This is a genomic window from Poriferisphaera sp. WC338, from assembly GCF_050931845.1.
GTDB lineage: Bacteria > Planctomycetota > Phycisphaerae > Phycisphaerales > Phycisphaeraceae > Poriferisphaera.
The window spans coordinates 1,178,911-1,189,674 of sequence record NZ_CP194516.1 but is presented as its reverse complement, the minus strand read 5'-3'; the positions used below and the strand labels follow the sequence as shown (position 1 = coordinate 1,189,674).

Genomic DNA, 10,764 nt, shown 5'->3' with positions numbered 1-10,764 from the left:
AAATGAATTTATTACAAGAGTTAAACTTACAACAACAAATCGCAATAACTACCTAGAATATTACGGCATCACGTATTTTAAGAACATAAATTAATAACTGTAATTAGCAAATGCCTGACTAAATGTTTCCATCCAGCCAGGCAACATATTTACAAACTAACTTTGACGTCTAGCAAAAACTGCCAATGAACCCAATCCAAGCAGAACAAGCGAGGCTGGCTCTGGAATCACACCCTTAAGCACAACATCAAATCCATCTGCGCCACCAACATACGTAATGGTACGCCCGCCAGTGCCCGCAACAACTGCGCCCTCAGCCAAGCCATCAAACATGCTCCCGTTAGACAATCCATTAGAGTCAAACAACAATATATCATCTGAAAGTGAGCCAGTGTATGCAGACAAATCAATAACGAGTGATGCCGCTACTGTCATATCTCCCGACCAAAAATCACGAATATCGCTAGACAAATCGACAGCACTTACACCATTTTCATCCGCGATGAACTCAACAGTTGCATTATCTCTAAACACCAAACCTTTAGCATCAATATCAACATTGCTGCCTTCAATGCTTAATTTTGAAACACCACCACCATCAGACATTATTAATAATTCATCGACTTCTAACTTAGCGTCACCACTCAGATTCAACGTACCACTTGACGGTCCAAATCGACCAATATGCACATACCATGCACTATGTGTTCCGGACGAATGATTAAATATTGTAGTGCCATCGAGACCAACATGCGTAACACCAGCATTATCAATCGTGCCGCCAGTCATATTGAATGCGATTGTTGCGGTAGGTGCACGACCAATTTGAAATGCATCATCATTATTGTCTTGAATAACAATTGCCCCACCACTTAGGTTGTATTCCATATCACCTGCGGTTGGATCATTTTTAAATTCGCCCAACCAAGTTCCATCACCACCAGCCAAAGCAGTCAGCGTACCTGACACATGATTTACAATCGCCCCGTTCATTGTACGCAATGCATCAACACTATAGTCATTATCAATTGTTACCGAACGCGGGCCGCTCGCAAAACGCGCACCATCAATCACTGCCAAATCAGTCCCTCCAGGAGGAACACCGATTGTATCTGTTGTCGCGTTATACCAATTACCGAGCGTCGTCAGCTCATTGTCACCCACATGATTTTCAAAGAAAACGAGATCCGCAGACACATTAGCCCCAGACAACGCACACCCTAAAGCCGTCGCAGACAGTGTTAACAAGCATCTCTTTCGTAACATCAAGCTACCTCCAAGTAGATATGGCCCGCCGAGCAGGCAGATTTTTGAAAGCGAATGCGTACAAACATAACTTCGAGCGCATTCTAAATACCATGCATTTAAATTTAACAGATGCACCTTTAATGTCAACACAATATTGTCAATTTATTTGCATATTTATTTTACATTTAGTGGATATTTGTAAAGTTTCATGGTATTATATACTCTCTAACGAAGCGATTTGACCCAAGGAATTCAATTGGAGCGTAGCCGCATGGCACAAGAACAGGTCTTATCAGGCCCAAAACATAAACAGATATTTGAAGAGATGCATAGGCGTATACGCACCGGGAAATTTAAACCTGGGCAACAAATACCCACCGACGCCGAACTCGTTAAGGAGTTTGGTGCGTCTCGCCCAACAGTTGCTCGAGCACTACAAGAACTCGAACGTAGAGGTTTAGTCAGCAGACGCCCCGGCTCTGGCACATACGTACAACATACCGAACAAAGTGGCATGCTATTCGGGTTTATTATCCCCGGCTTAAGCGGCACTGAAATTTTCGAGCCGATCTGCGCAGAAATTGCTGCTGCTGCACAAGACGACAATCACACACTCCTATGGGCAACCGGCTCGATCACGGATGACCCGGACACCGATCCTACCAAGCAAGTCATGCGAATTTGCCGCCAATTTAGCAGCAAAAATGTTTCCGGTGTTTTCTTTGCCCCCTTTGTTGTTGCACAAAATGCCGAAATGCTTAACACACACATTTTAGATCAATTAGACAATGCAGGCATCACAACAGTTCTGCTTGACCGCGATATTGCCCCCTACCCCAAGAGAAGCAATCATGATCTTATTGGTATTGACAACCGTCGCGCCGGATACATCGTAACAGAACATCTGCTTGAACAAGGATGCAAAAAACTCCTTTTTCTCGCACACCCTTACCAAGCCAGTACGATAGAAGCACGTATCGACGGCTACGAACACGCATTGCGACTTCGCAATATCTCTTCGAAGACAAATACAAGCATTTATTGCGATCCAACAGATGCCAATCTCGTAGCAAATCTCCTAAAGAAGCATAAACCTGATGGCATTGTATGCGGAAACGATGTAACCGCAGGCCAGCTAATGCATAGCTTGGATAATCTGAACATATCAGTGCCAAAAGATATCTTGGTTGCTGGCATGGATGACGTAAAGTATGCAGAACTACTAAGAACACCGCTCACAACTGTCCATCAACCCTGCAAAGCAATTGGCCGGGCAGCATATTTAGCGATGATTGAAAGAATGGAATGGCCCGAAGCACCAGCACGTGACATTCTCCTCAGCATCAATCTCATCACACGAGACTCATCAATTCGAGCATGAGCGTATTACCAAACCCATAAACCTCCACAACATCCCCAAACAACAATCACATAAAAACGCTTGCATAGACACGAATCCATGCAAGCGTTCTATTTTTTATAGCATGCAACTACAACCACAACAAAAAGGCATAGCCAATATTCCCATCCGAATCTACATCATCCACAACAAACAAGTTATCCTCTTCTGCTGCTGGAGCTGTACCGTAGCGTAAATTGTCGACAATATGACTAGGCTCAAAACTAGTACTATTATCATTACGTACCACAGTTCCTTGCCAATCTACATTTCCAACACCCGGATCTTCTGTCCATAAACTACTTAGACCATTGCCAGTATCAATGATCCGATCTGAAATAAGTATTGATCGGCTGTTCATCGTTTCCGCCCATTCTTCACGCCGAGCGATATTACCTTTGTCATTTACCGGAGGAGTTGGTTCAACTAAAAGGGTCGTGTAAGAGAGCTTGGCATTATGGCCAAACCCATACCTTGAGTCATAAGTTGTTAGCGTTCCCTCGGGAGCGCCATCACCATCAAGATCTGCCGTTTCACCTGCAATTGCAACAGTACCCTCCGACTCTGCAGGACTCAAAAGGTATTCCGGCGGTGCAAATGCCGCATTCAACAAAATCGCATAGCGAGCTGATCCACTAATCGCATCCGTATGCCGCCCCTCAAAGTCATCGCCGCTTGCGAGGGACGGCGCTTGTGTTGTCGATGACCCCCAACCAACAATCTTTCCATCTTTCTCAATTCCTGGATACATACCTTTATTAGATTGAGCAAAAACAACCATTCCCTGATGAATGCCTCTTAGCTGCGTTGAATTAATGACTTTTCTGGCTGATTGCCTTGCTGCCGATAGCGCAGGTAGAAGAATGGAAATTAGCAATGCAATGATTGATATGACTACTAAAAGCTCAATTAACGTAAATGCAGAATGACGTCTCATATGATTACTCCTATTTTTTTATCCTCACATGCCTCATAGACTAGACATTATCCAAATCAATCCACAAACTATTATCTTCCTAATGAATCTTAGATTCAATTCATTCCCAAACACTACTCATCGGATATATTCGCAATGATTCAACCACTGCTTCACCATGCTCTGAAAATAGCGATATACCTGCACTCGCCTTCTTTGGAAACACACGATCAGTCATGACGATCTCTCCGTCACCCCCAAAAACTTCTACAACACTGTGATCAACAAGAATGCGCATCGTTACACGACCATCACTATGTAGCTTCATTGGCACCCATTGCCAGTTACCAAAATTTGATGTGAAGCCCGTCACTCCCGACCGACCGCGGTCAATAAACATACCCCCGCGAATCGTATCAAATCCTACCACTGTACACTCATGGTCTCCTTCTAACACCTTCAATCCAAAGCGTGTTGCATTACCCGGCCAGAAGGTTGCAACAATATCCAAAGATTGACCACGAACATCATATTGATCTAATGGATCAACACCCGGAATAAGCTTTTCATTTATCAAACTCACGACCGGCGCTCCACGCAACTCAACAAGTTCACGGATTGGTTTTTGCACCAGACGGATGCCATCTGGAGTCGTAACCAAGCTGACTTCCCGCGGTATACTCATCGCCCCCCGCCAAGGATTAGTCGGCAAATCGTTTAAGTATGCAAGGTTATTAATCCAGCCAAGCCATATCGTTCGACCATCATTTTCAACTGTACCATTGAATGATTGCAACGCATAAAAATCACGGCCATAATCAACCCATAATTTCTGGTGATGCGGATTCTCATTGATAAACTGCTTACCATCAAACTGCCCAACAAAATACCGGCCACCTGTTCCACCTGATGCAGATATGCCAACAGACACCTGCAACACCCATCGCGTATCCTCCTCGTCACCATCAACAGGCAACTCAATTAACTCAGGACACTCCCATGCAGCCGTATCATGCGCCTCAGATGGTCCAAACTCACTCATCAAATTCCAATTCTTAAGATCATACGACTCATAAAAAAGCACACGGATCTTACCCGGCAAAGCAACAACCATCACCCACTTCTTCTCAGGCTCAAACCAAAAAACTTTCGGGTCACGAAAATCGTGGCTCTTCCGATCCACCACAGGATTACCTACGTACTTTGTCCATGTTTCGCCATCATCATTGCTATATGCAATATCCTGAGTTTGACGTATTTTCATTGGATCTGAGTGTTCAGCAACTGCCGTATAGATTGCAACCAAAGGGCCATTCTTCCCTTGGCCAAAACCAGATGTGTTGTTACGATCATTGACTGCCGAACCAGAAAACATCATCACGCCTTCTTCACGTTCAAGCGCAACCGGCTTATGCTCCCAATGCAACATGTCTTTGCTAACTGCGTGCCCCCAGCTCATATGCCCCCAACGCGGACCGAATGGATTATGCTGGTAGAACAGGTGATACTTACCATTTGCAAAAAGCAATCCGTTCGGGTCATTACTCCAGTTCTTTTGCGGTGTGAAATGAAACTGCGGACGATACTTCTCTTTATATAATGGCTCCGCATCTGCACCACTCAACAACACAATCTCCTCATCACTGATCGCGCGATCCCAAAGCGCAACATGATCAATCATGCCTGTAAACTTCCTAAACACTTCGCCACCGTTTGGTTTTTCTCCACCAATAATGAACGGCTGGCCACTTTCCGGTCGCATTATCCCACTTGCCTTATTTGATACCACACGCCGACCATTAAAATACATCTCAAAAACACGCCCATCATATCGCCCAATGATCGTACACCACTGATTGGCTCGGGCCTCACTAATGATGGCATTCTCACCAAAACCATATTTTTTTGTTCCAATTTCGAAACCAATTCTCGCGCCTGTATCTCCAGGCATATCAAAACCAAAAATATTGTACTGTAAGATATCATGCCCGCCGTGTTTACTTGCTAGCGTTACCTCCCAATTATTCGTTGTATTTTTCAATCGCATGGCAATCGTCATCTGCTCACCCCGAATTGTCATTTCCCCATCCGCCCCTAATCCTGCTGATAACGCCGTGTCATTTAGCCGAACAACTCGACCATCACCACCCACACGTAATGACTCTTCCAGCTCATCCCCCTTTAACGCAACATTAAACTTCGCTGAAGCGCCATAAACCTTCAATCGACTATTATGTCCCGAAGCATCATCTAAAGAACGCATCCCCCAATACGCAATAGCATCATCAAATATTTTTTGTGCCGCAACAGACGAAGCCATTACAGACATTGAGCTGAAAACATATATCATTGCGACAAAAAGAAACTTAATCATACTGTTCATTTCCTCACATATCCTCGCAAACGGTAGAAGCACCTTTAGAAACATTTGCACCCAAATGCTTTTGTATTTCTTCCAAAGGCACACCCTTTGTTTCAGGCATCACCCACAACACCCAAAGCAACTGCAAAACCATACAAATACCGTAGAACGCAAAAACAAACCCTCCCGACGCTTCGGCAATAACTGGAAATGTCCATGATATTGCTGCAGCAAAAATCCAATGCGTGAAGCTTCCGAGCGCCAAACCTCGGGCACGCACGTTGTTTGGAAAAATTTCACTAATAAAGACCCAGATCACGGCACCTTGCCCAAATGCATGCGCAGCGATGAATAGCAACAACCCAACTAAGACAACAACACCACCAAAACCTGTAAACTCTGGGCTCCCATCTACACCCAGACTGGATTGCGTAAAGAATGCCCAAGTCACACCGCCCAAGCTAATGATGTACCCAACAGAACCAATAAGCATCAATTTACGCCTGCCAAAAAAGTCGATCACAATCATTGCCAAAACTGTAAACAGCAAATTCATTAACCCAAGGCCCACTGACTGCAACAATGCCGAATCACCACTCGCACCGACACTTTGAAATATTGATGGCGCGTAATATAAAATGGCATTAATACCCGACAATTGATTGAACATTGCAATCGCAACAGCCAGCATTATTGGTTTCATATACCTCTGTTGAAATAATGGCTCATGACGTGCATCACAATCACGCTTCAGCGACTCTTTAATCTCCGAAACCTCTTCATCAATTGATCGCCCTTCATCTGTCCCAACCATCTGCAACACGCGCCTTGAATCGGACTCCCGCTGCTTCGCTAACAACCAGCGTGGGCTACACGGCACAATAAATAACAATGCAAAGTAGGCCGCAGCAGGAAAAGCTTCGACACCAAACATGACACGCCATTCAATTTCACCAAACCCAAACTGAGCGACAACATAATTCGACAAAAACGCCAGCAAAATCCCAAGCACAATATTGAACTGCGCCAAGGCTACTAACCGACCCCGCAATCTTGCTGGCGCAATCTCAGCAATGTACATCGGCGCAACAACCGACGCCCCACCAACTGCCAATCCACCAAGAAATCGAAACACGACGAAGGAATACCAATCCCATGCTAACGCACTCCCTAAAGCAGAAGCAAAATAGAATATCGCCAAGACAAACATCACAAACCGCCTGCCATAACGATCTGCCGGAAACCCCGCCACAAGTGCACCCATAATGGTGCCAATTAAAGCAACCGCAACTGTAAAGCCAAGCCCTCCAGACGTTAGTGCAAAACGCGATTGAAGCGCCGCTGTCGTACCTGATATCACCGCTGTGTCGAACCCAAAGAGCAACCCACCCAAGGCTGCAATGATTGAACTCGCCAAAAGAATGCGTTTGTGTTTTAACACGTCATGCTCCTTTGCCTCGACATACAGATCCGGTATTAGGAGTACCATTACCCTAACTGGCATCACGGATAAATTCCGAAAACGAATTTATGCCGCAAGCTCATTATTTCAAAATGCAATTATATTGTCAAACTTTATGTGCTTTTTTTATTTACATTTAAATGCTTATATGTGTTTACTTTTATCCGCCACACCAACTCCATTGCCTATCCAAAAAGTGGCAACTAATTGATAAATGAGAAGAAGCTTGAAATGCACTGTAAAACCACTGAGTGACTGATGCACATCAATCCGTATCATAAAGCTACAGATAATTCCACATACTGCTATTCTTGCCTTCTTTTTCCGGTCATTTCCGCTTTTTGCCGGATCGGAAAACTTGAGCACAAATCGTAAAACGAGGCTTAGCATACAGTTGCGGTCTTACACCCTCACCCTCTCATAACCCGGAGGTCACAGGTTCGAATCCTGTCCCCGCTATTTTAAAACTAATAAACGCCAGTCACTTACGGGATCGGTGTTTTTTCATGCGCATCCCTGGGCTTGCCTCAGGCTTGTTTGAGCTTGCCGAGGCGTGTGACCGCCATGCCAATCAGGTCAAAACTGTACCCTGCTCACTCCCCTACCCTCGATTCCAGCCAGTGAGGCCACATTCCCCGCTCTGACAACCACCGTCAATACCGACGAAACCCCTTCTCGCAAAAACTGCACAAGCGCATAGCCAGATGCCACCAACCACACCGGCAGCTGGTTCAAGCTCCTTAATCTGTCACATTAGAAAACGGCTCAACAGAGGTGTAAGCGCGTAATTCTCAGTTTGAAGACACCACTTCACAGCCTCAAACAACATGCGAAAACCCGACAAAATGCCATTGGATACACTTCCGACGGCGAAATGCGACGTTCTCGTGTTTTGGCTCCACAGCTCTTGGCAGTGTCGCTGATTACCTCTCAAACGCTACTTTGGCGGGTCCTGCAACAGTAAACACCCCATCCAATCGACTTTAGCAGCCTAGCCCAATACTTCGCATTAACTATGCCAAAGACCATACAATCTATGCTTCAAAAAAATAGATACTTGCTTATATGTATCTCCGTTTATTAAGATTAGTTAAGTATCAAAGCATAGTTCTGATTAATATTAAAATCTATGTGGATACATTTTTGGCTTCTAGTACCCTTTCCCTTAAAGTTTCAGCACATACTCGCCAACCATTAATATCATGTGGAAAACTGGTTGCACGTTCAGGCTTACCCACCTTAATCACTACTTTTCCTCGTTTTGGAAATCGCTTTGCACTTGGCCATGCCTTCCATGCCCCATCAATCCAACACGGGGTAATAGGGACATCGGTATCGCACACTAACATACCGATCCCCGCCTTGAATTTTCCTAATTCCCCATCCCTCGATCTTGTGCCTTCAGGAAATATGACATATCCAACTTTGTCGTTTGTTAATCTTTGACGCAAATCTTCCATAGCATACTTACCCATTCGCCCTCTTCTCATTGGCAAAGCATTGATAAGCATTGCGCTTGCTGTTCCACGAACGCCATTCTTAAAAAAAAGGTCTTCCGCAGCAATTGAAAATACACGATCTCTCGAAGTTTTTCTTAAGATGCTCCCCAAGGCCAATGCATCTAAATGGCTTGTGTGATTGGCAATTATCACAAAAGGCCCGTTCCGGGGGAGATACTCGCCGTCAATTACTTCTATTTGGTGCATCAACTTCAAATATGCAGCAATCATTAATCCCCACATACGGCATGTAACTGCACCAATTAACCCCATCTCCCTGCGAGAACTTTTCATACGCTCGAAACCAGAGACGCCATGATCTCGCGCGGTTTGGTATTGCCATTGCACCAAGTTTAAACTCCGTATGAATTCAAACAAACAAATTACATGGACAAATTATACCAGAACGCTGTATTGTTAATAGCCTGTTGATGTGATTGCAGGTCTAACCGGTGGATGTGAAAGCGCATCTTTGTACGCGCGTAGGGCGTCCATGACCTCATGGCGAATGATAATATTTGGACGCTTTTCTCGAATCATTGCAACTGCTTCTTCTACATTTTGAGCTTTCTTGGCCTTTAGAAAATATGCGGCAACTACTGCTGCACTTCTTGAATAACCAATCTTGCAATGGACATAAACACACCCATTCTTAGACTGTGACATAATACAATCAGCCGCTTGATCTAATGTGGACGTCGTCGGTGCCGTCAGGTCAAGTGTCTGAAGATTGATATAAGTGCAATGACGCAAAGCTTTTGCCTCATTAAATTCACAAGTCATATCCACAACTGCTTGAACACCATTCTTAACCGCATATTCTGCTTCCGATGAATTAAGGCATCGGCCAAGCCATACATGATCGTCTACGACATCCCAAACCTTGCTCCGAGGCTTGTAGTAAAGTAATGAAATATAATGCCCTATGAGCCAGGGTGCTAAAAGCAACCGACTACTCAAATGAATTTTTCCGTCACTTTTGGCGATGACCCGGTAGCCTGCATGCATGTATCCCCAAACAACGATCAGTAATGCAACTCCGATCCAAGTGCTTAAACCTATCAGTAACCAGCCAAGAATACTATCAATTAGAAATCCTGCGAATGCTAATAGTGCGCATATACAGACACCAGCCAGATAATAAACTGCAATTCGTACATGCGTTGTTTGTTCTATATGTAGCTTCGGTTCACGCACACAATAAAACACAAGTATCGCGACGATAAAACCACCTATAATATCAATAATATGATGTTGGCCAATTAAAACCGTACTACACCCAATCAAGAAAAACCACGCATGCAAGATATTGCGTAATACTATACCCATCGCACCTTCAATCCGTTTGACGCGCTTGATGTACCATACAACGAGGATGCATCGGAGAATAATATGCAAAGATGGCAGCAGATTAGAATACGGTTTATCAAAACCATGTAAGAATCTAAAAATATAACCGAGCATACCTGATTCAACAGCAGGTCGATCTGTTACAAGTTGTAGTGGCAAAAGTATATAGCATACTCCGGCAATCAAAATACCCAACATGATTCTTTGTCTTAAAATTCTAAGTTCATCTCGGTTTGATTGAAGAAAAGGTGCGCCAAAGAAAAATAGGTCAATCGACATGTATGGTATAATCAGCCAAGGAACGAACGGGATATATTGTTCCCATTCAAAATAGATGACGCCAAAATCCCCACGCATTTCATTAATTGCGGTACATCCGCCATAGATCAATATAAAAAATATCGAAAGCCCGGTTGCCAATAAGAAACGATGCCATATTCTCGGCGACTGCTGTGAACGAGTATCGTTATTTGATAACAATTGCATGGATACGACACCCCACAAGTGATTCGAAATGCACGGATAATT

General features: G+C 44.2%; 7 protein-coding genes. 1 reads left to right on the top strand and 6 read right to left on the bottom strand.

The window, feature by feature from the left end; all coding sequences use genetic code 11:
• Positions 1 to 156 precede the first annotated feature (156 nt).
• On the bottom strand, positions 157 to 1,266 hold the full coding sequence (locus tag ACQ6WK_RS04810; protein ID WP_432799611.1) for a PEP-CTERM sorting domain-containing protein: 1,110 nt from the start codon (positions 1,264 to 1,266) through the stop codon (positions 157 to 159).
• Between the two features lie 253 nt (positions 1,267 to 1,519).
• On the opposite strand from ACQ6WK_RS04810, the gene ACQ6WK_RS04805 reads away from it, so the two are divergent.
• A complete protein-coding gene (locus ACQ6WK_RS04805) occupies positions 1,520 to 2,629 on the top strand; it encodes a GntR family transcriptional regulator (RefSeq protein ID WP_432799610.1) in 1,110 nt (369 codons plus the stop codon).
• A gap of 109 nt (positions 2,630 to 2,738) precedes the next feature.
• Here ACQ6WK_RS04805 and ACQ6WK_RS04800 read toward each other — a convergent pair whose 3' ends face one another.
• The 5 genes from ACQ6WK_RS04800 to ACQ6WK_RS04780 all read right to left on the bottom strand — a co-directional run bounded on the left by ACQ6WK_RS04800 (position 2,739) and on the right by ACQ6WK_RS04780 (position 10,722).
• The gene (locus ACQ6WK_RS04800; protein ID WP_432799609.1) at positions 2,739 to 3,584 is read right to left on the bottom strand and encodes a type II secretion system protein; all 846 of its coding nucleotides are present in this window, start codon (positions 3,582 to 3,584) and stop codon (positions 2,739 to 2,741) included.
• A gap of 100 nt (positions 3,585 to 3,684) precedes the next feature.
• On the bottom strand, positions 3,685 to 5,946 hold the full coding sequence (locus ACQ6WK_RS04795) for a GH32 C-terminal domain-containing protein (RefSeq protein ID WP_432799608.1): 2,262 nt from the start codon (positions 5,944 to 5,946) through the stop codon (positions 3,685 to 3,687).
• 4 nt (positions 5,947 to 5,950) lie between these two features.
• Positions 5,951 to 7,366, bottom strand: a complete 1,416-nt coding sequence (locus ACQ6WK_RS04790; protein WP_432799607.1) for a sugar porter family MFS transporter — start codon at positions 7,364 to 7,366, stop codon at positions 5,951 to 5,953.
• 1,148 nt (positions 7,367 to 8,514) lie between these two features.
• Positions 8,515 to 9,234, bottom strand: a complete 720-nt coding sequence (locus ACQ6WK_RS04785) for a lysophospholipid acyltransferase family protein (RefSeq protein WP_432800374.1) — start codon at positions 9,232 to 9,234, stop codon at positions 8,515 to 8,517.
• Positions 9,235 to 9,303: 69 nt separating this feature from the next.
• Complete coding sequence (locus ACQ6WK_RS04780) at positions 9,304 to 10,722, bottom strand: dual specificity protein phosphatase family protein (RefSeq protein ID WP_432799606.1); 1,419 nt, start codon at positions 10,720 to 10,722, stop codon at positions 9,304 to 9,306.
• Positions 10,723 to 10,764 lie beyond the last annotated feature (42 nt).